The following is a 25,397-nucleotide window of genomic DNA, read 5'->3' as shown; positions in this document are numbered from 1 at the left end:
GCCGGCACCCGACGAGGCACGCACCCCGCGCGCGGGGTGCGTGCCTCGTTCGTCGACAGAAGGGAAGGGCCGTGAACCCGACGATCCGCGTGGACCGCACGATCCCCGGCGTGCGCGTGGTGACGGAGGACCTGCCCTGGTGCCACACCGCGGCGGTCGGCATCTGGATAGGGTCCGGCTCGGCGGACGAGGGTCCCGGCGAGCACGGGGCCGCACACTTCCTCGAGCACGTCCTGTTCAAACGGACCACCGGTGCCACGGGTCGCGAACTCTCCGAACGGATCGATCTGCTGGGCGGGGACCTCAACGCCTACACAGGGCGCGAACACACCTGCTACCACGTCCACGTTCCCGCCGAGGGGCTGGACACCGCGGTGGACGTGCTCGTGGACGTCGTCGCCAACGGCTCCTGCGACCCGGACGACGTGGAGATCGAGCGGGACGTCGTACTCGACGAGCTGGCCGGGCGGGCGGATGACCCCGAGGACCTGGCCTGCGAACTGGTCGCCACCGCCGTCCTCGGGCGAGACCCACTCGCCCGGCCGATCATCGGCACCGAGGACTCGGTCGAGGCTCTGGACGCCGAGACACTCCGGGCGTTCCACCGCCGTATGCTCGGCGCCTCCGACGTCGTGGTCGCCGCGGCCGGGCGGATCGATCACGACGCCCTGGTCCGCCGGATCGCCGACGGTCCGCTGGCCGAGGTGGTCTCCCGGCACGGTGCCGGGCAGCGCGGTTCCGAGCGGACCGACCGCGGCGGCGTCGCCCCCGAGCGGGACGCGGGGTGGTCGGAGACGGCCGTCCTCGCCGGCGAGGACAGTGACTCCGAGCAGGCGTTGATCGCCCTCGCCCGCCGGACCCCCGCCCGGGATCACCGGGACCGGGCTGCCGCCCAGGTCGGCACCGCGGTCCTCGGGGGTGGACTGAGTTCGCGGCTGTTCCAACGCATCCGCGAGGAGCTGGGGCTGGCGTACACGGTCTACGCCGGCATGGACCAGTTCCGATCCACCGGTCTGATCACGGTGGTGGCCGGGTCCCCGGTGGACCGGGTCGGCGCGCTGTGCGACGAGGTCGGCGACGTGGTGTCCGGGATGCTGACCGCGCCACCCGCCGTCGATGAGGTCGACCGCGCGATCGGCCACCTCACGGGTTCCATCAGGCTCGGTCTGGACGACCCGATGTCCAGGATGACCCGGATCGGTCGGCACCTGTTGGACAGGGACACGGTGATCCCCGTCGAGGAGTCCGTCGCCAGGCTCCTGCGTGTCACCCCCGACGAGGTCGCCGCCTACTGGACCGCTGAGTCCGCGCCGTGGTGCCTGGCCGCGGTTGGTCCCGGGATGCCGGGCGGCGGCGCGGCTGGGCTCTTGGGGCGCGTGGGCGGATAGGCTGGCAGGGTTCGACGACGACCAATCGAGGAGACGATGACGGTGACGAAGGTCGGGGTGCTCGGTGCACGCGGCAAGGTGGGGACGGCGATCTGCGAGGCCGTCCGCCGGGCGGAAGACCTCGAGCTGGTCGCCGAGGTGGACCAGGAGGATCCACTGGGCTCGCTCGTCGATTCCGGCGCCGAGGTCGTGGTCGATTTCACCCACCCCGACGTGGTGATGGACAACCTCGAGTACTGCATCTCCCACGGGATCCACGCGGTCGTCGGGACCACCGGGTTCACCGAGGACCGTCTCGCCACGCTCAGGGGGTGGCTCGAGGCCAATCCCGGCACGGGCGTGCTCGTGGCACCGAACTTCGCGATCGGCGCGATTCTCATGATGCGGTTCGCCGTCCAGGCGGCCCGGTACTTCCCGTCCGCCGAGATCGTCGAACTCCACCACCCGAACAAGGCCGACGCGCCGTCGGGGACCGCTCACCGCACCGCCGCCATGATGGCGGAGGCCCGGTCCGCGGCCGGGATGGGACCGTCGCCCGACGCCACGTCGACCGGACTCGAGGGTGCCCGTGGCGCGGACGTCGACGGGGTTCGCGTCCACTCGGTGCGCCTGACCGGCCTCGTCGCCCATCAGGAGGTGCTGCTCGGCACCCAGGGTGAGACCCTCAGCATCCGGCACGACTCTCTCGACCGCTCGTCGTTCGCTCCCGGTGTCCTGCTGGGGATCCGCTCGATCACCGGGGCCCCGGGCCTGACCGTGGGGCTCGACGCCTTCATGGACCTCTAGGACGCCTGCGGTGGATCGAATCGTCAAGCCCCTGGTCATGGCCCTCACGGCGCTGGGTCTCGTCGTGGCCTTCGGCTACCTTCTGTACCTCGGCTGGTCCATGATCAGGGCCACCGATCACCTGGCCCTGCGCGGTCTCGGTGTGGGGATCATCCTGCTCACCGCTGTCGGCGCGTGGGCCACCTGGGCGATCGTCCGCAACGGCGTGGAACTCCAGAAGATCTCGGCCGCCGCCGCCGCGGAGGGCATCGAGGTGGATCTCACCGGGATGGAGCAGCGGCCCTCCGGCCGACTCCGACACGATGCGGCGGACGGTCTGTTCGACCGGATCAGCGCCGAGTACCGGGCGGCCCCCGACGACTGGCGGACCAACTACCGGTTGGCGCGGGCCTACGACCATGCCGGCGACCGCACCCGGGCACGGGAAACCATGAAGGTCGCCATCGGGCTACGGGGCGCCGAACTCGCCTCGGGGGAGAGTCGGCGATGAGCTCGGTACTGGTGGTGCACCACGCCCCGTCCCCGCGCCTGCGGAGAATCCTGGAGGCGCTCGTCACCGGTCTCGCGCATCCCGAGCTCGAGGAGATCGAGGTCGAGTCCGTCCCGGCGTTGGCCACCACCGACGACCACGTCCTGCGCGCGGACGGTTACGTCCTGCTCACCCCCGCAAACTTCGGTTACATGTCCGGTGCGCTGAAGCACTTCTTCGACCGCACCTACTACACCTGCGAGGGAGCGGTGTCGGGTCGGCCGTACGCCTTGTGCGTACACGGGGACAACGACACCGCCGGGGCGGTCAACTCGGTCGAGAGGATCGCGACCGGATGGGGACTTCAGGCCGTCGCCCCCGCGGTCCAGTTGACCGGCGAACCCGGTCGCGAGGACCTCGACACCGCCGCCGAGGCCGCGGCCACCGTCGCCGCACACCTGCTCGGCTGAACCGCCGGGCACGACACCCAAGAGGAGTTCCACGATGTCCGAGCTCGTCCGGCGGCAGGTCCGCCTGGTCGCGCACACCGAGTTCATCCCACCCGACGAGATCGAGTGGGAGACCGACGCCGAGGGCGGATCCGCCCTGGCCGAGTTCGCGGGGCGCGCCTGTTACCAGAGCTGGGACAAACCCAACCCTCGCACCGCCACCAACGCCGGGTACCTCAGGCACATCCTCGAGGTGGGGCACCTGTCGGTGTTCGAGCACGCGAGCGTGTCCTTCTACATCACCGGGATCTCGCGCTCGTGCACGCATGAACTGATCCGCCACCGACACTTCTCCTACAGTCAGCTGTCCCAGCGGTTCGTCCCCGAGCACGACTCGAAGGTCGTTCCCCCACCCGCGATCGCGGATGATCCCGAGCTCGTCGAGATCTTCCGCCGGGCGACCGACGCCTCCCGGGACGCCTACGCCGAGATGTTGACCAAGCTCGAGGACAGGTTCGCGGACGTGCCCAACCCCATGCTGCGGCACAAGCAGGCGAGGCAGGCCGCCCGATCCGTCCTGCCGAACGCCACCGAGACGCGGATCGTGGTGACGGGCAACTACCGCTCGTGGCGGCACTTCATCGGGATGCGCGCCACCGAACACGCCGACACCGAGATCAGGGGCCTGGCCATCGACGTCCTACGGCGTCTCCAGGAGGCCGCGCCGGCGGTGTTCTCCGACTTCGAGATCGCCACCCTGGAGGACGGTTCGGAGATCGCGGTCAGCCCGTACGTTCTCGAGGGATGACGACGCCCCCAGGGTGGGAATCGGGCTCCGTGGGGTCCTGCGGGTAGTCTGGGAGACCATGACACACGTGACCACCGGGGGCCCTGTCGGCTGGGAGACTCCGGCCGACACCGGCCGGACCCCCGCCGATACAGGGCGCCCTGCGCCGTTCGGCACGGTCGTCACGGCGATGGTCACCCCGTTCGGGGCCGACGGTTACGTCGATCTCAAGGCCGTCGCGCGTGTCTCGCGGCATCTCGTGGACTCGGGGTGCGACGGTCTCGTCGTCTCGGGAACCACGGGGGAATCGCCCACCACCACCGACGCGGAGAAGATCGCGGTTCTCGAGACCGTCCTCGCCGAGGTGGGGGACAGGGCGACGATCGTCGCGGGTGTCGGTACCTACGACACCGCGCACTCGGTGCACGCGGCGAAGCAGGCCGCAGCCTCCGGGGCGCACGGGATGCTCGTGGTGACGCCGTACTATTCCAAGCCCACCCAGGCGGGCCTGGACGTCCACTTCCGGACGATCGCGGACGCGACCGACCGGCCTGTGATGCTGTACGACATCCCCCCGCGATCGGTGGTCCCCATCCAGGCGGACACCCTGATCGGGCTCGCCGACCACCCGAACATCGTGGCGGTCAAGGACGCGAAGGGCGACTTCCACGACGCCGTGACCGTCATGACCCACTGCGACCTCGTCTACTACTCGGGTGACGACCAACTCAACCTCCCCTGGCTGGCCGTGGGAGCGACGGGATTCGTCAGCGTGATCGGACACGTCGCCGCGTCGCGGCTGGTCGAGCTCCGCCGCGCCTACCTGAGTGGCGACGTCGAGTCGGCACGACGAATCAACCTCGGACTCCTCCCGCTGTTCGACGCCCAGAGGGCGCTCGGAGGCGTGTCGATGTCCAAAGCAGCACTAGAGCTTCTCGGGGTCCCGGCCGGTGTGCCGCGACTCCCGCAGTTACCACCCACCGACGAGCAGCGGGACGCCCTCGCGGCGCTGCTGCACAGAGCAGGAGTCACCAGATGACGGAAAGTAATTCCACGGGCCGCGGACGCGGCCGCACCCGGCGCGCCGCCGGACGGCCCACGGGCGAGCCGGCACCCACGACAGCGGTGCAGTTCACCGAGCCGACCCCCGTGGCCGACGTGCCCGCCACCGACGCGGGGCAGAGCCGCTCCGGTCAGGGCAAGGGCAACGGAAACGGCAAGGGCAACGACAAACAGGATCAGGCCCAGCAGGACAACAGCCAGACGAGCCGGTCCCAGCAGGGCGACGCCGACAAGGACGGCGGCAACAAGGACGGCGGCAACAAGGACTCGTCCAGGGGCGGTTCGCGCGGCCGCGGCAAGGGTTCGTCCGCGGGCGCCAAGGGCGGATCGTCGGGCAACGACCAGAACGGTGGCCAGAACTCCGGCGGTCAGGGCTCCGGCGGTCAGGGCGGCGGACGTGGCCGCAGCGGCCGCGGCCGGGGTCGCGGCCGGGGGGAGACCTCGACCGCCGAGTTCGGCGGCGTCAAGACCATGCAGGGCGGGGACATGACCGTCCGACTGTCCAGCCCGCCCAAGGCCCGCAAGGGTGCCCTGCGGGTGGTGGCACTGGGTGGCATCTCCGAGATCGGCCGCAACATGACCGTCTTCGAGTACGACTCGAAGCTGCTCATCGTGGACTGCGGCGTACTGTTCCCGAGCTCCACCGAGCCGGGCGTCGACCTCATCCTCCCCGACTTCGGGCACATCGAGGACCGCCTGGACCAGGTCGAGGCGCTCGTGCTGACCCACGCCCACGAGGACCACATCGGGGCGATCCCGTTCCTGCTCAAGCTGCGCCCGGACATCCCCGTGGTGGGCTCCAAGTTCACCCTCGCGCTGGTGGCGGCGAAGTGCCAGGAGCACCGCATCAAGCCGGTGTTCCGCACGGTCGACGAGTCCAGCGTCAGCGACTTCGGCAAGTTCCAGGTCCGCTACTTCGACGTCAACCACTCGATCCCCGAGTGCCTGGGTGTGGTTATCAAGGCCGGCGACAACACGGTGATGATGTCGGGCGACATCAAGCTCGACCAGCTCCCGACCGACAAGCGCCCCACCGACCTGCCCAAGATGTCGAGGTTCGGCGACGAGGGTGTCGACCTGTTGCTCCTGGACTCCACCAACGCGACCACGCCGGGCATCAGCCCGTCGGAGTCCGGCGTCCGGCCCGCCCTGCAGCGGCTCATCGCCGACGCGCGGCAGCTCGTGGTGGTGGCCTGCTTCGCCTCCAACGTCTACCGGGTCCAGTCCGTCGTCGACGCCGCCGCCGCCACCGGTCGCAAGGTCGCCCTGACCGGTCGGTCGATGCTCCGCAACATGGAGATCGCCCTCGAGATGGGACTGCTCACGGATCCCGACCGGGTCCTGGTGGACATGGACACCGCGGCGAAGCTCCCCTCCGAGAAGGTCCTCGTGATGACCACCGGTACGCAGGGTGAGGCCATGGCCGGACTCTCCCGGATGGCCCGCCGCGAGCACCGGCAGATCAACCTCTCCGAGGGTGACACCGTCCTGTTCTCCTCGTCGATCGTCCCGGGCAACGAGGAATCCGTCTTCGGCGTCCAGAACGGCCTGTCGCAGATGGGCGTGAACGTCGTCACCAGTCGCGAGGCGGACATCCACGTGTCCGGCCACGGGTACTCCGGCGAACTGCTGTTCATCTACAACGCCGTGCGCCCGAAGAACGCCATGCCCGTGCACGGCGAGTGGCGGCATCTGCGGGCCAACAAGGCGCTCGCCGTGGCGACCGGGGTGCCCGAGGGGAACGTCGTGCTCGCCCAGAACGGCGTCGTCGTGGACCTCGTCGACGGCAAGGCCTCCGTGGTGGGCCAGGTGCCCGTCGGCAACCTGTACGTCGACGGCCTGTCCACCGGTGACGTGGGCGACACCGTCCTCGCCGACCGGACCGCCCTCAGCGAGGACGGGTTCATCGTCGCCACGGTGGTGGTTGATCCGCGTACGGGCCGCCCCGTGAGCCGGCCGCAGATCATCGCCAAGGGCTTCACCGACGAGCCGGGCGCGCTCGCGCCGGTCGTCGAGCTGGTGGAGAACGCCCTGTGGGACCTCGCGGGCGAGGGCGAGACGGATCCGTACCGCATCGCCCAGGCCGTGCGACGCACGGTGGGCCGCTGGGTGTCGGACAAGTGGCGCCGCAAGCCAATGATCGTCCCGACGGTCATCACCTCCGCCGTCGCGCAGGTCTGAGCTCGATGAGTCCCGGTCGTCCGACCCTCGCCCAGCGTGAGCGCCGCGCTCTCGTGGAGAGCATGCGCGCCTCGGGCCCTGACGCCCCGACGCTGTGCGAGGGCTGGACGACCAGGGACCTGGCGGCGCACCTCGTCGTCCGTGAGTTCCGACCGGACGCGGCGGCGGGGGTGGTGGTCCCCGCGCTCGCGGATCGGATGGAGCAGTTGAGACTGCGTGAGTCCGAGCGCTCGTGGGACGACCTGCTCGATGCGATCGCCGGCGGGGCGCCCTGGTATTCGCCGCTGCGGTACGCGGATCGGGTCGCGAACCTCGCCGAATACCTCGTCCACCACGAGGATGTGCGCCGGGGGAGCGGGGAGTGGACACGTCGCGAGTTCGACGTGGAGGACCTCGAGCGGATCTGGTCGCTGGCCACCACGGTGGCCAAGACCTTCCTCCGCAAGGTGAACGCCCGCGTCGATCTGCGCACTCCGCCCCAGCCCGGATCGACCCGCATGGCGTCGGTCTCCACGGGCGCGGCTCTCGCCCCGCTCGTCAGCATCACCGCGGATCCTGTCGAGTTCCTGCTGTGGACGTTCGGTCGTGACGAGGTCGAGATGGATATCTCGGGGGCGCAGCGGGGGATCGATGCCCTCGAGGCGGTCCCGCGCGGCATCTGAACCACCCCGACCCCGTGTGGCTGCTGTTACCAGTGGTGCGCGAGACGATAGAGTGACGACCATGGCATCCACCTCGAGCACGCGCTCCACCCGTGCCCCCGGCGGCCGACGTCCGGCTTCGACCTCGGGAGCGCAGCGATCGACCAAGTCCACCCCGGCCTCGGCGCGGGGTGGCGGTTCCCGTCGCGGTGCAGTCGTCTCGACCCCCAAGAAGGGGACCCGGGGCGGTTCCCGAGCCGCCTCCCCGGCGCCGGAACGCACCTCGGGCGCGTTCGGCGCTGTGGGCCGCGGTCTCCGCGGCAGCTGGTCGGCGGTCGCCAAGGGGGTGGGCCACGGTGTCCGTGGCCTCGGGGGCGGATCCGACGACGACGACAAGGTGGTCCCGCCGCATCGCCGGGACGGTCTCGGACTGATCCTCATCGGCGTGGCGATCGTGTTCGCCGGCGCGGTGTGGTTCGGTGCGGCCGGCCCGGTCGGCCAGTGGATCGACACCGGCATCCGGACGATCGTCGGGACCCCCGGCGCTCTGCTACCACTGCTGCTGGGCGGGTGGGGAGTGCTGGTCATGGCCCGCGAACCCCGTCCCGACGTGCACTCGCGTTGGCTGGTCGGCACCACCGTCACGGCGCTCGGTGTGCTCGGACTGTGGCACCTGGGATCCGGGTCGCCGACGGATCCCGAGGGCGTGCGTTCCGGCGCCGGTGTGCTCGGCCGGATCGTCGGGGGCACGCTCGAGGCCGGCCTGTCCGTCTTCGTCGCGGTACCGCTCCTCGTGCTCCTCATCGCGTTCGGGATCCTGGTGATGGTGGGGCGTCCCGCGCGCGAGATCCCCGGCATCGTCCGTGGATTCTTCGGGTGGGACGGCAACGGCGACATCGTCGACCACGACTACGTCGATTCCGATGAGGACTGGGACGACGAGGCGACCACGGCCTACCCCATCGCGGAGACCACCCGGACGACGGAACCCGAGCGATCCGCGGCGCGTCGCGGTTCGCGTCGCCGGGTCGCCGCGTGGTCCGACACCCCCACCGCCGGTGAGACGGTGGAGATGCCCCGCGCGGCCCGAACCCCCGCCGAGCCCGGGCCGGACCCCGAGGACACCGACACCGCGCAGCGCGCCACCGCGGCGGCCCCGGCACGCCCGAGGCGCGCCCCGCGCAGGACCGAGGTCCTCCCGGTGGACGACGAGGCGGGGACGGAGGACGCTGCCCCGGCCACCACCCCGTCCACACGGTCCACCCCGTCCCCGCGGGCCGCCGCGCCCGCGAGAGCGGCCGAGACCCCCGTCGTGGACACCTCCGCGGTCCCGCAGACCAACACTCCGTCGTCGCACACCGCGGCCGACAGCGGTGCCGAACGCCTCGACTCCCAGACCCAGCTCCTCAGCGGCGTGGACTACGCGCTGCCGCCCGTGAGCCTGTTGACCGCCGGCGATCCGCCCAAGGCCCGCAGCGAGTCCAACGACCAGATGATCGAGGCCATCCAGGGCGTCCTCGAGCAGTTCAAGATCGACGCGGCTGTCACCGGCTTCACCCGCGGCCCGACCGTCACCCGCTACGAGGTCGAACTGGGCCCCGGCGTCAAGGTCGAGAAGATCACGGCACTCCACCGCAATATCGCCTACGCGGTCGCCACGGACAACGTCCGTCTGCTCGCGCCGATCCCCGGAAAGTCCGCGGTGGGCATCGAGGTGCCCAACCTCGATCGCGAGCTGGTCCGCCTGGCGGACGTCTTGACCGATCCTAAGACCGCGGGCAAGCACAACCCGATGCTCATCGGCCTGGGCAAGGACATCGAGGGGGACTTCGTCACGGCCGACCTCGCCAAGATGCCGCACCTCCTGGTGGCGGGGTCGACCGGTTCCGGCAAGTCGAGCTTCGTCAACTCGATGCTGGTGTCGCTCCTGACACGCGCCACCCCGGACGAGGTCCGTCTCATCCTCATCGACCCGAAGATGGTCGAACTGACGCCGTACGAGGGCATCCCGCACCTCATCACGCCGATCATCACCCAGCCCAAGAAGGCGGCCGCGGCGCTGGCGTGGCTGGTGGAGGAGATGGAGCAGCGCTACCAGGACATGAAGTCCACCCGCGTGCGTCACATCACCGATTTCAACGAGCGTGTGAAGTCGGGCGCCATCACCACCCCGCCCGGTAGCGAACGCGTCTACCGGCCGTATCCGTACATCGTCGCGGTCGTCGACGAGCTGGCGGACCTCATGATGACCGCGCCCCGCGACATCGAGGACGCGATCGTCCGCATCACCCAGAAGGCGCGCGCGGCGGGAATCCACCTCGTCCTGGCCACGCAGCGTCCGTCCGTGGACGTGGTGACCGGTCTCATCAAGACCAACGTCCCGTCCCGGCTGGCGTTCGCCACGTCCTCACTCACCGACTCGCGGGTCATCCTCGACCAGGCCGGGGCCGAGAAGCTCATCGGTATGGGCGACGGGCTCTTCATCCCGATGGGCGCGTCGCGTCCCGTCCGTATGCAGGGCGCGTTCATCACCGACGAGGAGATCCACGAGGTCGTCGACTACGCCAAGAACCAGGCCGAGCCCGAGTACGACGAGTCCATCACCGCGGCGAAGGAGGACGGCAAGAAGGACATCGACGCCGACATCGGGGACGACCTCGACGATCTGCTCGCCGCCGTGGAGCTGGTGGTCTCCAGCCAGTTCGGCTCGACGTCCATGCTCCAACGCAAGCTACGGGTCGGATTCGCCAAGGCCGGCCGGCTCATGGACCTCATGGAGTCCCGCGACATCGTCGGACCCTCCGAGGGGTCCAAGGCCCGCGACGTCCTGGTGAAGCCGGAGGAGTTGGCCTCGGTGCTCTGGATGATCAAGGGCGGAGCCCCGCCGGAGGAGGAGCCGGGCGACGACCCGGCCGATCTGCAGGACCCCGCCGCGACCCCGGTGGGGTAGCGGGCGGTCAGGCGGCTCCGGCGGGCCTCCGGCCCGACGGGGCGCGGTCAGGTGAGGGCGCCGAAGACGGGCATCCACTCGCGGACCACGATCTCGGAGACCATTCCGCGGAGGCAGTGGGGGTCGTCGTTGACCAGTGATCGCGCCGCCTCGTCGTCGTCGGCCTCCACCAGCAGCAGCGCCCCGGCCCCGTCGACGAACGGTCCCACGGACCGGATCGAGCCGTCGTCGACGCGGGCGGACAGCCACTCACGATGGGCGGGCTTGTTGGCCTCGCGTTCCTCGCTCTGGGCGGCCTCGTAACGGTAGGTCACGGCGAAGATCGGCATCGGGGTCCTCCTGGGGATGATGGCGGGGGTGCCTCACGACCAAGGGTATTACCGCCCGGCTCGCTAAGGTGAGGGGGTGACTGCTTCCACGCGCGAGGACGGGCTACCCACCGCCGAGGTCCCCGTACTCAACATCGCGAACGTGCTCACGGTGCTGCGGATCGTCCTGGTCCCGGTCTTCGTGGTCCTGTTCTTCGTCGCCGACGCCCAGGAGCCGTGGTGGCGGGTTGGGGCGTTCGTCGTGTTCGCCGTCGCGATGTTCACCGACTACGTCGACGGTCACCTGGCCCGCAAACTGGGGTTGGTCACCGACTTCGGCAAGATCGCGGATCCGATCGCCGACAAGGCGCTCATCGCCGCCGCGCTCATCTCGCTCTCCCTGGTGGGCGAGCTGTTCTGGTGGGTGACCGTGGTGATCCTGGTCCGAGAAATCGGGATCACGCTGTGGCGGCTGTTCGGGGTGGATTACGTCGTGGCCGCCAGTAGGGGCGGCAAGCTCAAGACCGTCACCCAGACGGTGGGGATGGGGATGCTCATCCTCCCGCTGCCGCACTGGGTGTGGCCCGTGGAGTGGGTCGTGGTCGGGGCGGCCGTGGTGCTCACGGTCGTCACCGGCGTCGACTATCTGGTCAAGGCGCGTCAGGCCGCCCGTGCCGGTGACTGACGGACCCGTTACTCCGACAGTCGCACCGTCGCCCGCCGCCCGGGCCGCCGTGACGGCCCTGCGGGACCGGGGCTGGACCCTGGCGACGGCCGAGTCCCTCACCGCCGGGCTGCTGGCAGCGACCATCGCAGACGTCCCGGGCGCCAGCGCGGTGTTACGCGGTGGGCTCATCGTGTACGCCACCGAGCTCAAACACGACCTCGCCGGGGTTTCCCGCGAGATCCTCGACGAGTACGGGGCGGTCTCGGCGGAGACCGCTCGCGAGCTGGCCCGGGGCGCTGCCGCGCGCTGCGGTGCCGACGTCGGCGTGGGCCTGACCGGAGTGGCGGGACCGGACCCTCAGGAGGGCCGGCCGGTCGGCACCGTCTTCCTCGGCCTGGTCGTCCCCGGCCGGGGACCGTGGTCGGTGCCACTGAGGGTGGACGGTGACCGCAGCCGGATCCGCCGAGCAGCGTGCACGGCGGCATTGGAGCAGGTCGTCGCCGCAGCGACGGGGGAGATGGACCGGTGACGACGACGACGGGAACGAATCCGGCAGGTGGTGCGTTATACCCCGTGATGCCGAACATCCAGATGACCACCCTGCCCAGACCGGACCAGACCGGCGGTGCCCCTCTGCTACGCGAGACGCTAGGAACGGTCCTTCGTGGTCTGCGGGGGGAGTCCGGTCGGACATTGCGTGACGTGGCCGACGCCGCCCGTGTGAGTCCCGGTTACCTCTCGGAGATCGAGCGCGGCCGCAAGGAGGCTTCCAGCGAACTCCTCGCCTCCATCTCGGGCGCCCTCGACGTCTCGCTGGGGGAGATCCTCATCCGTGCGGCGCTCGAGGTGTCCCCTCCGGGCACTTTCACGGAGCCCGTGCTCGCGGCCTGACCCCGCACCCATCACGGTCGGTGGTCCCACACCGGCGTTGTTCGGTACCGTTGAACAGACCCGTCGTCCGAATCGGCAGAAGGACACTACGCAGCGATGGCCAATCCGTTTACCAAGGCATGGCGCTACCTCATGGCGTTGTTCGATTCGAAGATCGACGAGAATGCTGACCCCAAGGTCCAGATCCAGCAGGCGATCGCCGATGCGCAGCGCCAGCACCAGCAGCTCTCGCAGCAGGCCGCCGCGGTCATCGGGAACCAGCGGCAGCTGGAGATGAAGCTCAACCGGCAGCTCGCGGACATCGAGAAGCTGCAGGGCTCCACCCGCCAGGCCCTCCAGATGTCGGAGCAGGCACGCCAGAACGGCGACTCGGTGAAGGCGACGGAGTACGAGAACGCAGCGGAGGCCTTCGCCGCGCAGCTCGTCACCGCCGAGCAGAGCGTCGAGGACCTCAAGGGGCTGCACGACCAGTCCCTCCAGGCCGCGGCCCAGGCGAAGAAGGCCGTCGAGCAGAACGCGATGGTCCTGCAGCAGCGGGTGGCCGAGCGCACCAAGCTGCTCAGCCAGCTGGAGCAGGCCAAGATGCAGGAGCAGGTGAGCGCCTCCCTGCAGTCGATGTCGGAGCTCTCCTCGGGCGGCAACACCCCGAACCTCGACCAGGTCCGCGACAAGATCGAGCGGCGCTACGCCAACGCGTTGGGTTCCGCGGAACTCGCGCAGAACTCCGTGCAGGGTCGGATGCTCGAGGTCGAACAGGCCTCCACCCAGATGGCCGGCCACAGCCGTCTGGAGCAGATCCGCGCGTCGATGACCGAGGGCGGCCAGCTCGGCTCCGGCACCGGCGCCGCCGGCCAGCTCGGCCAGGGGCAGTCCCAGCCGGCCGCGTCGCCGCAGCAGCAGGCGCAGACCGAACAGCAGTGATCTCGCGGCAACGGGCCGTCGGCGACCACGCCGGCGGCCCGTCGTCGTCCGCAGGGGAGGGCGGAACGTGACTCTGACCGAGTTCCGGGCGCGCACGGCGGAGGCCTTCGGAGCACTCCGCGCCGACAGCCTCATCAGGTCGCACCATCTCGCGGAGTGCGGCGGGAGGACCGCGGACGAGGCGATCGACGCCGGACTGCCCGTCAAGCGCGTCTGGTTGGCGCTGTGCGCCGAGTTCGACGTGCCCGAACAGCTGCGCTAGCGGATGACGCACGGCGTGTCTGTCTACCTCGAACACCCGTTCGGCTACACTGGGGGACACGTGATGACGGGACGACCCGTCCACAGGGCGCCCTCCCTCCACAGGAGAGCGGTCGCCGGTTTCGCGCGAGACGTTCGTGTCGTACCCGGCCCGTAACGTCCGCAACTGAATCACCACCCAGACCGATCGGCCGGACGCCGGGGGTCGCGCAGGAACGGAGAGCACCATGGCACCCAAGACCACCGCGAAGTCGGGGACCAAGACGGGCGTGGCCCAGAATCGCGAGCAGGCCCTGGAACTGGCCCTCGCGCAGATCGACAAGGCGTACGGCAAGGGCTCCGTCATGCGACTGGGCGACGACACCCGGCCGCCGGTCCAGGTGATCCCGACCGGTGCACTGTCCCTGGACGTGGCGCTGGGCGTGGGCGGTTTCCCCCGCGGCCGCGTCGTCGAGATCTACGGACCCGAGTCCTCGGGTAAGACCACGGTCGCGCTGCACGCCGTGGCCAACGCCCAGGCCGCCGGGGGAATCGCGGCGTTCATCGACGCCGAACACGCGCTGGATCCGGAGTACGCCCGCAAACTGGGCGTGGACACGGACAACCTCATCGTCTCCCAGCCGGACACCGGCGAGCAGGCGCTGGAGATCGCCGACATGCTGGTGCGCTCCGGGTCGATCGACATCCTGGTCATCGACTCCGTGGCGGCGCTGGTGCCGCGGGCGGAGATCGAGGGCGAGATGGGTGACAGCCACGTCGGCCTGCAGGCGCGACTCATGAGTCAGGCCCTGCGGAAGATGACCGGTGCGCTGCACAACACCGGCACCACCGCCATCTTCATCAACCAGCTACGCGAGAAGATCGGCGTCATGTTCGGCTCGCCGGAGACCACCACCGGTGGTAAGGCGCTGAAGTTCTATGCGTCGGTGCGGCTGGACGTGCGTCGGATCGAGACGCTCAAGGACGGTGCCGACGCGGTCGGTAACCGCACCAAGTGCAAGGTCGTCAAGAACAAGGTCGCACCGCCGTTCAAGATCGCGGAGTTCGACATCCTCTACGGCGAGGGGATCAGCCGCGAGGGGTCGCTCATCGACATGGGCGTGGACAACGGCTTCATCAAGAAGTCGGGTTCCTGGTTCACCTACGGACAGGACCAGCTCGGCCAGGGCAAGGAGAACGCCCGTCGTTACCTGAAGGACAACCCGTCGGTGCGAGACGAGATCGAGCGCAAGATCCTCGACAAGCTCAAGATCGGCGCGGGCGCGGAGATCGCCGAGATCGAGGCGGAGTCCGACGAGGACGCGCCGATCGACGTGGTGCCCGTCGAATTCTGATGCCTGAACGGGACACCCGCGCCGGACGCCCCGGCGGAGCGCTGGGAGCGGAGGAGCTCCGCACGGCGATCGCCGCGGTGGAGGCCCGGCCTTCCAGTTCCTCGGACCTGCCCCCGCTGGCGCCCGAGGCACACGAGGCTGCCTCCTCCGCTCTGAGATTGCTCCGACACCGGCCACGCAGCGAGCACGAGCTCCGTGGGCGGTTGCTCGAGAAGGAGCACTCCGCGGATGCGGTCGACGAGGCACTCGACCGGGTCAGGGCGTGGGGTCTGCTCAACGACGCTGACTTCGCGGAGGAATGGGTCCGGGGTCGCAGGAAACGCCGCGGCCGCTCTCGGGGCGCACTCGAACGCGAGCTGCGGGACAAGGGCGTGGCGGAGTCGCACATCGCCCGGGCGGTCGGCGGAATCGACGAGTCCGATGACCGCCGGCAGGCTGCTGAACTGGTTCGCGGTCGGTTGGATCGCCGGCCCGCCGAGGCCTTATCCGGCCCCGATGTACAGGGGGAGCGACGGAGGCTCATCGCCTTCCTCGCCCGTCGGGGTTATCCGACGGGGTTGGCGATGAAAGTCGTGGACGCCGAATTGGCGGCCCACGCGTCGCCCTGAGTACCCTGGCCTGCGTGGATACTCTCGTGACCGACCTGCAGACGGCGGCGCAGGACGCACACGTCGAGGGCGTTGACCGCCGGACGTACCAGGTGCGTACCTTCGGCTGCCAGATGAACGTCCATGACTCCGAGCGGCTCTCCGGGGTGCTCGACGCCGCGGGGTACATCCCCTTCGTGGGCGAGGCCGACCCGGCCGAGGGCCACCTCCCCGACCTCGTGGTGTTCAACACCTGCGCGGTCCGCGAGAACGCCGACAACCGGCTCTACGGCACTCTCGGTCACCTTCGCCCGTGGAAGGACGCCAACCCCCGTCTGCAGATCGCGGTCGGCGGCTGCCTCGCCCAGAAGGACAAGGACGTCGTCGTCTCCCGCGCGCCGTGGGTCGACGTGGTGTTCGGTACGCACAACCTCGGCCACCTCCCGACCCTCCTCGACCGGTCGCGCCACAACGAGCGGGCCGAGGTGGAGATCGCCGACTCCCTGCAGCACTTCCCCTCGACCCTGCCCGCCACCCGCGAGTCCGCCTACGCGGGCTGGGTCTCGGTGTCCGTGGGATGCAACAACACCTGCACCTTCTGCATCGTTCCCTCCCTGCGCGGCAAGGAGGTCGACCGGCGGCCCGGAGAGGTCCTGGCCGAGATTCAGGCGCTCGCCGACGAGGGTGTTCTCGAGGTCACGCTGCTCGGCCAGAACGTCAACGCCTACGGCCGGTCGTTCCACGATCCCGACGAGCCCTCGGACAAGGGGGCGTTCGCCAAACTGCTCCGTGCGGCCGGTCGTGTCGAGGGGATCGAACGCATCCGCTTCACGTCGCCGCACCCGGCGGAGTTCACCGACGACGTGATCGAGGCCATGGCCGCCACGCCCACCGTGTGTCCCCAGCTGCACATGCCCCTGCAGTCCGGTTCCGACCGCGTGCTCCGGGCCATGCGCAGGTCCTACAGGTCCGAGCGCTTCCTCGGGATCATCGACCGCGTCCGCGCGGCCATGCCGCACGCCGCCATCACCACCGACATCATCGTCGGGTTCCCCGGTGAGACCGAAGAGGACTTCCAGGCCACCCTCGATGTGGTCGAGAAGGCCCGTTTCTCCAGCGCGTTCACCTTCCAGTACTCGCCCCGTCCGGGAACCCCCGCGGCCACCATGGCGGAGCAGATCCCCAAGGCGGTGGTCCAGGAACGCTACGAACGCCTGATCCTCCTCCAGGAGCGGATCACCCTGGAGGAGAACCAGAAGCAGGTCGGGCAGATCGTCGAGCTACTCGTCACCGCCGACGAAGGGCGTAAGGACGCGGCGACCGCCCGGATGACGGGCCGAGCCCGCGACGGGCGGCTGGTGCACTTCGCGCCGGTCGGCGAGCATGCCGAGCGGGTGCGGCCGGGGGACATCGTGACGACCCGGATCACCGCGGCGGCCCCGCACCACCTGCTCGCGGACGACGGGGTGCTCACCTACCGGGCCACCCGTGCCGGAGATCGTCACGAAGCCGGTCGAAAGCCCGAGACCCCGCCCATCGGGGTCGGGCTCGGACTGCCCACTCTGCGGCGCGACACCGTCGTCGCCTCCGTCACCACCGAGAAGGGATGCCCCACGTGAGCACCGACGACCGACCCGATCCGATCGCGGGGATCATGGAAGTCACCCGGAACGCGGAATCGGCGATGCGCGAGCGGGACAGGGTTCTCGGGCGCACCCTCGTGATCGGGCGTGCCTACCTGGCCTCCGCCGTCCTCATCGTCCTGCTGGCCGTCGCTCTCGCCCTCCCGCACAGCGCGGGAGTACGTGGGCTCGACGTCCTGTTCTTCACCGACGTCGCGAGCGAGCAGCACACGACGCTGCCGTCCCACCTGTTCGTGCTCCTGTACTCGGTCGGGACCATCGCGTTCGGCGCCGCGATGATCATGACCCAGAAGTGGTGGGCCGCCGGGATCGCCTGGGGCGCGACGTGTGTCGCCGCCGTCTACGGCGTACTGGCGATCTGGCTTCGCCAGTCCGGCCGGGGACCCAACCCCGACGTGCAGGACTTCGGAGCCCCCGGGATCGGCCTCTACATCAGCGAGCTCATCGTGTTCGCACTGGCGATCACCCTCGCGAGCGTGTTGTGGGCACGGACCCCCGAGCAGCTCGCGCTCGAGGACGACGCCCGGCACGGGGACCGGGGCTGACCGAACCCCGAACCCCATAGTCCGCCCGGACGAGGAAGAGCCCGACCCGTCGATCCGGGTCGGGCTCTTCTGATCCGGGGGCGCTCCCCGTCAACCAGGAGTCAGCGGGTGTCAACCGCCCTCTCGGCGGCCTCCGCCCACTCCCTCCACTGCGAGGCCTGGGCGCGGGCACCCTCGGCTTCGTTGCTCCTGCCCGCAGCCTCCGCCTTCGCGGCCTGCTCCTCGAAGTCGCGCACCCGGTCCCAGAACTGGCCGGCGCGTGCCTTCGCTTCCGGGTCGGTACGACGCCACTCGGTGTCCGCGGCGTCCGCGACCCGCTTCTCCAGAGCCCGGATACGACCCTCGAGCTGACCCATCCGCTCCCTGGGAACCTTGCCGATCTCCTCCCACCGGGACTGCAACGACCGCAGAGCGGACCGTGCGGCACCCAGGTCCGCCGCAGGGTCGATCCTGCCCTCGTACTCGGCGAGCAGCGCCTCCTTGGCCTGGGCGTTGGACTCGAACTCGGCGTCCCGTTCCGCTGACGCCGCGTGGCGGGCGTCGAAGAACGTGTCCTGGGCGGCCTTGAACCGCTTCCACAGCGCATCATCGGCGTCACGGGGAGCCCTGCCGGCCGCCTTCCACTCGTCCATGAGACGACGGAACGCCGTTGCCGTGTCGTTCCACTCGGTGGATGCCGAGAGCGCCTCGGCCCGCTCCACGAGCTCCTCCTTGACCCGCTTGACCGAGGCCCGGGTGCGGTCCAGTTCGGCGAAGTGCGAGCCACGGCGCCGGTTGAACGCCTCCCGAGCCTTGGAGAAGCGCTTCCACAGGGCGTCGTCGGTCTTGCGGTCGATACCCCGGATCGTCTTCCACTCCTCGAGGATCTCGCGGAGTCGATCGCCGGCGGACTTCCACTGCGTCGACGACGCGCCGATCTCCTCGGCCTCCGCCGCCAGGGCCTCCTTGCGCGCGATCGCCGCCGCCCGCTGCTCGTCCTTGCGCTGCCTGGCCGCGGCCTCGACCTCGCCGGAACGCTCGATCACCGCTGCCACCCGTGCCGCGAGTGAGTCCAGATCCCCCACTGCTGCGGCGGCGGGGATCTGCGCTGCGAGCGTCTCCGCCGAGGCGCGGGTCTTGCGGGCGTCCTGCGGGTGGGAATCGAGGCGGGTCTCCAGCAGGGCGACCTCGGCCGCGAGGTCGTCGAACCGGAGCCCGAAGTGCGCCAGCCCCTCTTCCGGGGCACCGGCCTGCCACGACCCGACCTGGCGCTCGCCGTCAGCCGTCCGGACGAACACCGCCCCCGACTCGTCGACGCGACCCCACTTGGACGGATCCGAACCGCGCTCGACCCGGGGCGCGACGGCGGGGGTCGGCCGCGGAGCCACCTTGCGGGCCAGTGCGGCGGGGGAGGGCGCTCCCGGCCTCGGACCGGGGTTCGGGGTCGCGCCGTCCGAACTCGATCCGCCCGGACCTGATCCGCTCTGGGCGGCGGGTGACTGCTCGGTCATGTCGTCCTCGTTTCCTTCTGCCGCGTGTCACGGCACCGTCACCGGGTTCGCACCGGTCATCGCCTCGCCGACCCGCGTCGCGGAGACGGCATCCTCCTAGTGTGTACCAACCGCCGCCCGGGTGTCCGCCGTATCCCCGCCGTGTCCCCGGACGGGTCTGTTCCCCGGCGTCGGAGGCGGTCAGTAGGGTTTCGGGATGTGAGCCCCTCAGTCGTCCTGGTCCCCGGAGCCCCGGTCCTCGTGCCGGAGCTGTCCGGATCGGCGGTCGCGGACACCGGCGGCGGGGTGGACACGATCTGTGAGGTGCTCCGGCGGGCCCGGATCGGCGCGGCACGGGTCGTCGTACTGGGGTCCGACCCCGGGGGCCGAGGCCTCGGCGACATGCGTTCCACTCTCGCGAGGTGGGGGGTCGACGTCCCGGTGGGTCGGCCCGATGCCCCGCCGGCACCGCACGGGGCGGTCCCCGACGCGGCACTGATCGGTTGGTGGCTGCTCGACCGTGCGGGAACCGACCTTCCGAGGTCCTTCAGGGGCATCCCCGTGAGTCCGCGGTCCGCCCCCACTCCGGAGCCGGACGACCTCGTCGTCGTCGTCGCGGACGGCCCCGCCTCCCTCACACCGCGCGCCCCCGTCCCCGAGGACCCGCGCGGTGTCTCACTGGACGGCCACCTCGGCCGGTGGCTGCGTATCGGGGGTGTGCTTCCCGACCCGGGCGCGCGCGTGGCGGACGAGGTCGGGTGGTGGAGTCGGCCCGCGTGGCTCGCACTGGCCTCTCTGGTCGCGGGCCGCCCTGCTCGGGAGTCGCTGTCCTGGGCGCCGTTCGGGGTGGGGTATCACTGCGCGTGGTGGCCCCCGGAATCCCCCACGGACCATGCAGTGGAGGGCGCCGTCCGCGACCCCCACGCCCGCGATGCGATCGTGCCCGGGGAGCCGTCATGACGGGGACCGCTCCCGTCGCCGTGGTGGGGCCGACCGGGACCGGGAAGTCGGACCTGGCCCTCGGACTGGCCGAACGACTCGGCGGGGAGGTGGTCAACTGCGATGCCATGCAGCAGTACCGCGGAATGGACATCGGTACCGCCAAGCTCACGCCGGAACAGCGGCGGGGGATCCCTCACCACCGACTCGACGTCCTGGACGTGACCCAGACCGCCAGCGTGGCCGACTTCCGCACAGCGGCCGAGCGGGAGATCGACGAGATCCGCGAGCGCGGCCATGTGCCCATCCTGTGCGGCGGATCGATGATGTACGTCCAGGCCCTCGTGGACGGATGGATGATCCCGGACACCGACCCTCAGGTGCGGGCCCACTACGAGCGTCGACTCGAGCAGATCGGGGTGGAGGCGCTGCACGCCGAGCTCGCGGCGGTGGACCCCGAGGCCGCCCGGACCATCCTGCCCAGCGATCCCAGGCGTACCGTTCGCGCCCTCGAGGTCGTCGAACTCACCGGGAAGCCCTTCTCGGCCTCCCGGCCGACGATCGGGGAGCCCCGGTGGGGCACCCGTCTGCTGGGGGTGCGATGCGACCTGGCCGAACTCGATGAACGGTTGGCCACACGAGCGGCGACGATGTTCGCGACCGGCCTCGTCGACGAGGTCCGTCGACTCGTGGGCGTCGGGTTGCTCGAGGGCGTCACGGCGCGGCGGGCGATCGGGTACGCACAAGTGCTCGATGAGATGGACGCGCACCAGCGGATCGACGACGAGGGCACGGGACGCGCCGAGGAGCGGACCGTGATCGGTACCCGTCGCTACGTCCGGCGGCAGCGGTCGTGGTTCGGCCGTGACCACCGGATCCGCTGGATCGACACCGACACCCGTGGCCGCGCCGACGACGCGCCCGACCCGCTCGAGGTCGCTCTCCGGATGCTGGGGGCGGACCGGCGGTGAGTTCTCCTCGTGGCGGGCGCTCGCGGGTCCAGTCGGTCGACCGTGCCTTCGACCTGCTCGACGCGCTGAGCAGCCGCGGCGGCCGGGCGAGTCTCGGTGACCTCGTCGCCGACACCGGGCTGGCGGCCGCCACTGTCCACCGGCTGTGCGGCACGCTCGCCGAGAGCGGACATCTCCGGCGTGACGCCGGCCGTGACTACCTGCTGGGTCCGCGACTGCAGCGGATCGGTGACGTCGCCGGGCGCGCGACCGCCTCCTGGGCCGTGCCGGTTCTCACCGCCGTGGTCGAGGGCACCGGCGAGACCGCCAATCTCGCCGTCCGGGAAGGAGACGGGGTGGTCTACCTGGCCCAGGTGCCCTCGCCGCACTCGATGCGGATGTTCACCGAGGTGGGTCGACGGGTGGACGTGCACTGCACCGCGGTGGGTAAGGCCCTGGTCGCGGGGGACGACGACGACGAGGTCCGCGGCATGCTCGACAGGGCCGGCATGCGCCGCTTCACCGACTCGACGATCGTCGATCCGGACAGTCTGATCGACGAACTGCGGTTGGTCCGCCGGGTCGGGTTCGCCACTGACGAGTCCGAGCAGGAGGAGGGTGTCCGGTGCGTGGCCATCGCGGTCGGCACCGGTGACGCCGCCTTCGCGGTGTCGGCATCCGGGCCCGAGGCCAGGTTCACCCGCGACCGTAGGGATGCCGCCGTGGCGATCCTCCGCGCGGCGGTGGCCGGACTCGTCCCCTGACCCCGCGGCGTCGGGAGCACGTCGATCCCGGCAGCGCGGACCCTGGCCGGAATGACGGAATCCGCTACCCTCCGTCCCGATCCGCTCCCCGGTGAGGGGCGGGTATCGGGCGGGGCAGCGGATTCCGGTGCGCGGGCGCCGGTCACCGGGCGCCGTGTCCTACCGTGCGCCGTGTCCTACCGGGCGTTGGCCGCCTTGAACTCGCGACGACGGCGGTGGAGGATCGGCTCGGTGTAGCCCGACGGCTGCGTGGTGCCCTCGAGGATCAGCTCCCGGGCCGCCTGCCACGCGATCGACGAATCGAAGTCCGGTGCCATGTTCCGGTAAGCCTCGTCACCGGCGTTCTGCTTGTCGACGATCTCTGCCATCCGGCGCAGCGAATCCTCGACGTCGTCGGCGGTGATGATGCCGTGGCGGATCCAGTTGGCCAGCATCTGCGACGAGATCCGCAGGGTGGCGCGATCCTCCATGAGGTTGACGTCGTGGATGTCCGGCACCTTCGACACACCGATGCCCTGCTCGACCCACCGGACGACGTAACCCAGGATGGTCTGGCAGGAGTTGTCGACCTCCTCCTTCTTCTCGGCATCCGACCACTCGGTGTTCGGGGCGAGCGGCACGGAGAGGATGTCGTCGACACTCGCGCGGGCGCCACCGGCGAGCAGCTCCTCCTGCCGGGTCATGACGTTGACCCGGTGGTAGTGCGTGGCGTGCAGGGTGGCTCCGGTCGGGGAGGGGACCCATGCGGTGTTCGCACCGGCCTCGGGCTGTCCGATCTTCTCCGCGAGCATCTCCGCCATGAGGTCGGTCTTGGCCCACATACCCTTGCCGATCTGGGCCCGGCCACGCAGACCGCACGCGAGTCCGGTGTCGACGTTGAAGTCCTCGTAGGCCGTCATCCACCGGGCGGACTTCATCTCGCCCTTGCGGATCATCGGCCCGGCCTCCATGGAGGTGTGGATCTCGTCGCCCGTCCGGTCGAGGAAACCGGTGTTGATGAACACCACCCGCTCGGTCGCCTCGGCGATGCAGGCCGCGAGGTTGACCGAGGTACGACGCTCCTCGTCCATGATGCCCACCTTGAGGGTGTTCTCGGGCAGGCCGAGGAGCTTCTCGACACGGCCGAACAGCTCGGTCGTGAAGGCGACCTCCTCCGGCCCGTGCTGCTTGGGCTTGACGATGTAGATCGAACCGTGACGGCTGTTCCCCCGCTCGTTGCCCTCGGCGATGCCGTGCATACCCGCGAGCGAGGTGATCAGCGCGTCCAGGATGCCCTCCGGCATCTCGTTGCCCTCGGCGTCGAGAACAGCCGGGTTGGTCATCAGGTGGCCGACGTTCCGCACGAAGAGCATCGAACGGCCGTGCAGACGGACCTCGCCCGAGCCGTCGGGCGCGGTGAAGACCCGGTCGTCGTTGAGGACGCGGGTGAAGGTCTTGTCGCCCTTGGTGATCTCCTCGGACAGGTCACCCTTCATGAGGCCCAGCCAGTTGCTGTAGCCCTGGGTCTTGTCCTCGGCGTCGACGGCGGCGACGGAGTCCTCGAAGTCCATGATGGTGGAGACGGCGGATTCGAGGACGACGTCCTTGACGCCGGCGGCGTCGGTCGAGCCGATCGGGGAGTCCGGGTCGATCTGGATCTCGATGTGCAGTCCGTTGTTGCGGAGCAGGACCGACGACGGGCTCGAGGCCTCGCCGAGGAAGCCCACGAACTTCTCCGGGTCCGCCAACCGGGTGGTCGAGCCGTCGGCGACGGTCACCTGCAGGCCGCCGTCGACGACGGCGTAACCGGTGCTCCCGACGTGACTGCCGGCCTCCAGCGGCGCGGCGTCGTCCAGGAACTCACGCGCCCAGGCGATGACCTTGTCCCCGCGGACCTTGTTGTAGGAGGAACCCTGCTCCGCGCCGTCCGACTCCGGGATCGCATCGGTCCCGTAGAGGGCGTCGTAGAGCGATCCCCACCGGGCGTTGCCGGCGTTGATCGCGAACCGGGCGTTCATGATCGGCACGACGAGCTGCGGACCGGCGACCGTCGCGATCTCCGCGTCGACGTTCTCCGTGGTGACGGAGACCGACTCCGGCTCCGGAACCAGGTACCCGATCTCCTGCAGGAAGGCCTTGTAGGCGCTCGGGTCGATCGGCGCCGGGTTCTCGTGGTGCCAGGCGTTGATCCTGGACTGCAACTCCTCGCGGGTGGCGAGCAGCTCGCGGTTGCGCGGGGCCAGCTCGGTGAAGATCTCTGAGGCACCCGCCCAGAACGCGTCGGGGTCGACCCCGGTCCCCGGAATGGCCTTGGTGTTGACGAAGTCGTAGAGGACCTCGTCGACCTGGATACCGCCGACGGTGATGCGTTCGGACATCGATGCTCTCCTAGAGGTAGGGGACCGTTCTCCTGTCCGACTCTAGTGGGCGCCCCGTCCGGGTTCATCCGGCCTTTCCGCACTGCGGAACGATTACCGGAGCCGAGTACGATTTCGCCATGACTTCGACTCGCCCGGCTTCGCAGCCCGACGGTATCGCCTTCCTCAAGGGCCACGGGACCCTCAACGATTTCGTCATCCTCCCGGACGACGACGCCGACCTCGAACTGGATGAGGCCCTCGTGCGTGCGCTGTGCGACCGGCGCGGTGGTATCGGCGCGGACGGCGTGCTCAGGATCGCCACCGCCGGCGCCCTCGTCGACCGGGGGGTGCTGGCTTCCCTGCCCGACGGTGTCGACCGGGCGGACTGGTTCATGGACTACCGCAACGCGGACGGCTCGATCGCGGAGATGTGCGGGAACGGGGTCCGGGTCTTCGCCCACGCGCTCGTCGGGACCGGACGGGCGGAGGCGGGTTCGATCCCCGTGGGCACGCGGGCCGGCGCCCGCCCAGCCGAGGTCATCTCCTACTCGGGCGATGATGCCGTGGTGCGGGTGGACATGGGGGAGCCGCGACTGCTCGGGCTGTCCTCGGCGGAGATCGCGGGCCGCACCTTCGCGGGACTGGCCGTCGACATGGGCAATCCGCATCTGGCCTGCGTGGTCCCGGGTCTGGGAGCGGCGGACCTCGCCGCGTTGCGGGTGGAGCAGAGCCCGGTGTTCGACAGGGACTTCTTCCCCGACGGGGTCAACGTGGAGATCGCCACCCCGATGGTGGACGGCCGGGTCTCGATGCGTGTCCATGAGCGCGGTGCCGGGGAGACCATGTCCTGCGGCACCGGGATCGTGGCGACCGCGGTGGCCGCACTGGCCGACGCGGGGGAGGCGTCGGGAGACGTCGTCGTCGCGGTCCCGGGCGGCGAACTCGCGGTCGCTCTACGAGAGGGTGGATCCTCCCTCATCGGACCGTCGGCCCTCGTCGCCCACGGCCGATATCGTCGTAGGCGTTAGCACACCGCTCCACACAGGACACCAGGGGCCCCGGTGTG

The 25,397-nt window shown here is 70.2% G+C and carries 25 protein-coding genes; 22 read left to right on the top strand and 3 right to left on the bottom strand.

Going from position 1 to position 25,397, the window contains the following annotated elements; translation table 11 throughout:
* The first annotated feature begins 71 nt into the window (after window positions 1-71).
* The 9 genes from AC3DE3_RS01650 to AC3DE3_RS01610 are packed head-to-tail and all read left to right on the top strand — an operon-like array spanning window position 72 to window position 10,713.
* On the top strand, window positions 72-1,388 hold the full coding sequence (locus AC3DE3_RS01650; RefSeq protein ID WP_488368764.1) for a M16 family metallopeptidase: 1,317 nt from the start codon (window positions 72-74) through the stop codon (window positions 1,386-1,388).
* 36 nt (window positions 1,389-1,424) lie between these two features.
* Complete coding sequence (gene dapB / locus AC3DE3_RS01645) at window positions 1,425-2,174, top strand: 4-hydroxy-tetrahydrodipicolinate reductase (protein WP_488368763.1); 750 nt, start codon at window positions 1,425-1,427, stop codon at window positions 2,172-2,174.
* A 10-nt stretch (window positions 2,175-2,184) separates the two neighbouring features.
* On the top strand, window positions 2,185-2,664 hold the full coding sequence (locus AC3DE3_RS01640; protein WP_488368762.1) for a hypothetical protein: 480 nt from the start codon (window positions 2,185-2,187) through the stop codon (window positions 2,662-2,664).
* Entirely contained in the window at window positions 2,661-3,113 is a 453-nt protein-coding gene (locus tag AC3DE3_RS01635; protein ID WP_488368761.1) for a flavodoxin family protein, read from the top strand. Before AC3DE3_RS01640 ends, AC3DE3_RS01635 begins: the two co-directional genes overlap by 4 nt.
* Window positions 3,114-3,147: 34 nt before the next feature.
* Window positions 3,148-3,900: an FAD-dependent thymidylate synthase gene (gene thyX, locus AC3DE3_RS01630; RefSeq protein WP_488368760.1), complete on the top strand. Its 753-nt coding sequence runs from the start codon at window positions 3,148-3,150 to the stop codon at window positions 3,898-3,900.
* A 58-nt stretch (window positions 3,901-3,958) separates the two neighbouring features.
* A complete protein-coding gene (gene dapA / locus AC3DE3_RS01625; protein ID WP_488368759.1) occupies window positions 3,959-4,918 on the top strand; it encodes a 4-hydroxy-tetrahydrodipicolinate synthase in 960 nt (319 codons plus the stop codon).
* Window positions 4,915-7,122 (top strand): ribonuclease J, encoded by a 2,208-nt coding sequence (locus tag AC3DE3_RS01620; RefSeq protein ID WP_488368758.1) that lies wholly within the window; start codon window positions 4,915-4,917, stop codon window positions 7,120-7,122. Before dapA ends, AC3DE3_RS01620 begins: the two co-directional genes overlap by 4 nt.
* A 5-nt stretch (window positions 7,123-7,127) precedes the next feature.
* Window positions 7,128-7,784, top strand: coding sequence for a TIGR03085 family metal-binding protein (locus AC3DE3_RS01615; RefSeq protein ID WP_488368757.1), 657 nt, complete (start codon window positions 7,128-7,130; stop codon window positions 7,782-7,784).
* 52 nt (window positions 7,785-7,836) lie between these two features.
* Window positions 7,837-10,713, top strand: coding sequence for an FtsK/SpoIIIE family DNA translocase (locus AC3DE3_RS01610; RefSeq protein WP_488368756.1), 2,877 nt, complete (start codon window positions 7,837-7,839; stop codon window positions 10,711-10,713).
* 47 nt (window positions 10,714-10,760) lie between these two features.
* Here AC3DE3_RS01610 and AC3DE3_RS01605 read toward each other — a convergent pair whose 3' ends face one another.
* Window positions 10,761-11,042 (bottom strand): YciI family protein, encoded by a 282-nt coding sequence (locus AC3DE3_RS01605; protein WP_488368755.1) that lies wholly within the window; start codon window positions 11,040-11,042, stop codon window positions 10,761-10,763.
* Between the two features lie 76 nt (window positions 11,043-11,118).
* On the opposite strand from AC3DE3_RS01605, the gene pgsA reads away from it, so the two are divergent.
* From pgsA to AC3DE3_RS01560, 9 genes are all read left to right on the top strand, one after another.
* Window positions 11,119-11,706: a CDP-diacylglycerol--glycerol-3-phosphate 3-phosphatidyltransferase gene (gene pgsA / locus AC3DE3_RS01600; protein ID WP_488368754.1), complete on the top strand. Its 588-nt coding sequence runs from the start codon at window positions 11,119-11,121 to the stop codon at window positions 11,704-11,706.
* Window positions 11,707-11,755: 49 nt separating this feature from the next.
* A complete protein-coding gene (locus AC3DE3_RS01595) occupies window positions 11,756-12,217 on the top strand; it encodes a CinA family protein (RefSeq protein ID WP_488368753.1) in 462 nt (153 codons plus the stop codon).
* A gap of 47 nt (window positions 12,218-12,264) precedes the next feature.
* A complete protein-coding gene (locus tag AC3DE3_RS01590; RefSeq protein ID WP_260487670.1) occupies window positions 12,265-12,579 on the top strand; it encodes a helix-turn-helix domain-containing protein in 315 nt (104 codons plus the stop codon).
* Between the two features lie 96 nt (window positions 12,580-12,675).
* Window positions 12,676-13,500 carry a PspA/IM30 family protein gene (locus AC3DE3_RS01585; protein ID WP_260487669.1) on the top strand — a complete coding sequence of 275 codons (825 nt, stop codon included), beginning with the start codon at window positions 12,676-12,678 and terminating at the stop codon, window positions 13,498-13,500.
* A 67-nt stretch (window positions 13,501-13,567) separates the two neighbouring features.
* Window positions 13,568-13,762: a DUF3046 domain-containing protein gene (locus AC3DE3_RS01580; RefSeq protein WP_488368752.1), complete on the top strand. Its 195-nt coding sequence runs from the start codon at window positions 13,568-13,570 to the stop codon at window positions 13,760-13,762.
* 226 nt (window positions 13,763-13,988) lie between these two features.
* A complete protein-coding gene (gene recA, locus AC3DE3_RS01575; RefSeq protein WP_260487667.1) occupies window positions 13,989-15,095 on the top strand; it encodes a recombinase RecA in 1,107 nt (368 codons plus the stop codon).
* Window positions 15,095-15,703 carry a regulatory protein RecX gene (locus AC3DE3_RS01570; RefSeq protein WP_260487666.1) on the top strand — a complete coding sequence of 203 codons (609 nt, stop codon included), beginning with the start codon at window positions 15,095-15,097 and terminating at the stop codon, window positions 15,701-15,703. The genes recA and AC3DE3_RS01570 overlap by 1 nt, the downstream gene beginning before the upstream one ends.
* A 26-nt stretch (window positions 15,704-15,729) precedes the next feature.
* A complete protein-coding gene (miaB, locus tag AC3DE3_RS01565; RefSeq protein WP_488369089.1) occupies window positions 15,730-17,301 on the top strand; it encodes a tRNA (N6-isopentenyl adenosine(37)-C2)-methylthiotransferase MiaB in 1,572 nt (523 codons plus the stop codon).
* Window positions 17,289-17,870, top strand: coding sequence for an Rv2732c family membrane protein (locus AC3DE3_RS01560; protein WP_488368751.1), 582 nt, complete (start codon window positions 17,289-17,291; stop codon window positions 17,868-17,870). Before miaB ends, AC3DE3_RS01560 begins: the two co-directional genes overlap by 13 nt.
* Window positions 17,871-17,971: 101 nt before the next feature.
* On the opposite strand, the gene AC3DE3_RS01555 is transcribed toward AC3DE3_RS01560, so the two are convergent.
* Window positions 17,972-19,360: a DUF349 domain-containing protein gene (locus AC3DE3_RS01555; protein ID WP_260487664.1), complete on the bottom strand. Its 1,389-nt coding sequence runs from the start codon at window positions 19,358-19,360 to the stop codon at window positions 17,972-17,974.
* A 198-nt stretch (window positions 19,361-19,558) separates the two neighbouring features.
* On the opposite strand from AC3DE3_RS01555, the gene AC3DE3_RS01550 reads away from it, so the two are divergent.
* From AC3DE3_RS01550 to AC3DE3_RS01540, 3 genes are read left to right on the top strand one after another with little or no spacing between them, the layout of a single operon-like run.
* Entirely contained in the window at window positions 19,559-20,299 is a 741-nt protein-coding gene (locus AC3DE3_RS01550; protein WP_488368750.1) for a class III extradiol ring-cleavage dioxygenase family protein, read from the top strand.
* Window positions 20,296-21,249 carry a tRNA (adenosine(37)-N6)-dimethylallyltransferase MiaA gene (gene miaA / locus AC3DE3_RS01545; protein ID WP_488368749.1) on the top strand — a complete coding sequence of 318 codons (954 nt, stop codon included), beginning with the start codon at window positions 20,296-20,298 and terminating at the stop codon, window positions 21,247-21,249. The genes AC3DE3_RS01550 and miaA overlap by 4 nt, the downstream gene beginning before the upstream one ends.
* Window positions 21,246-21,992, top strand: a complete 747-nt coding sequence (locus AC3DE3_RS01540; RefSeq protein WP_488368748.1) for an IclR family transcriptional regulator — start codon at window positions 21,246-21,248, stop codon at window positions 21,990-21,992. The genes miaA and AC3DE3_RS01540 overlap by 4 nt, the downstream gene beginning before the upstream one ends.
* Window positions 21,993-22,168: 176 nt before the next feature.
* On the opposite strand, the gene AC3DE3_RS01535 is transcribed toward AC3DE3_RS01540, so the two are convergent.
* Window positions 22,169-24,349, bottom strand: a complete 2,181-nt coding sequence (locus AC3DE3_RS01535; RefSeq protein WP_488368747.1) for a malate synthase G — start codon at window positions 24,347-24,349, stop codon at window positions 22,169-22,171.
* A gap of 119 nt (window positions 24,350-24,468) precedes the next feature.
* On the opposite strand from AC3DE3_RS01535, the gene dapF reads away from it, so the two are divergent.
* Window positions 24,469-25,359, top strand: coding sequence for a diaminopimelate epimerase (dapF, locus tag AC3DE3_RS01530; RefSeq protein ID WP_488368746.1), 891 nt, complete (start codon window positions 24,469-24,471; stop codon window positions 25,357-25,359).
* The last annotated feature ends 38 nt before the right edge of the window (window positions 25,360-25,397 follow it).

This window comes from Dietzia sp. IBK-p2-16D, assembly GCF_057773085.1.
Note: the sequence above shows the minus strand (reverse complement) of the source record. Positions and strands in the feature narration are given on the sequence as shown.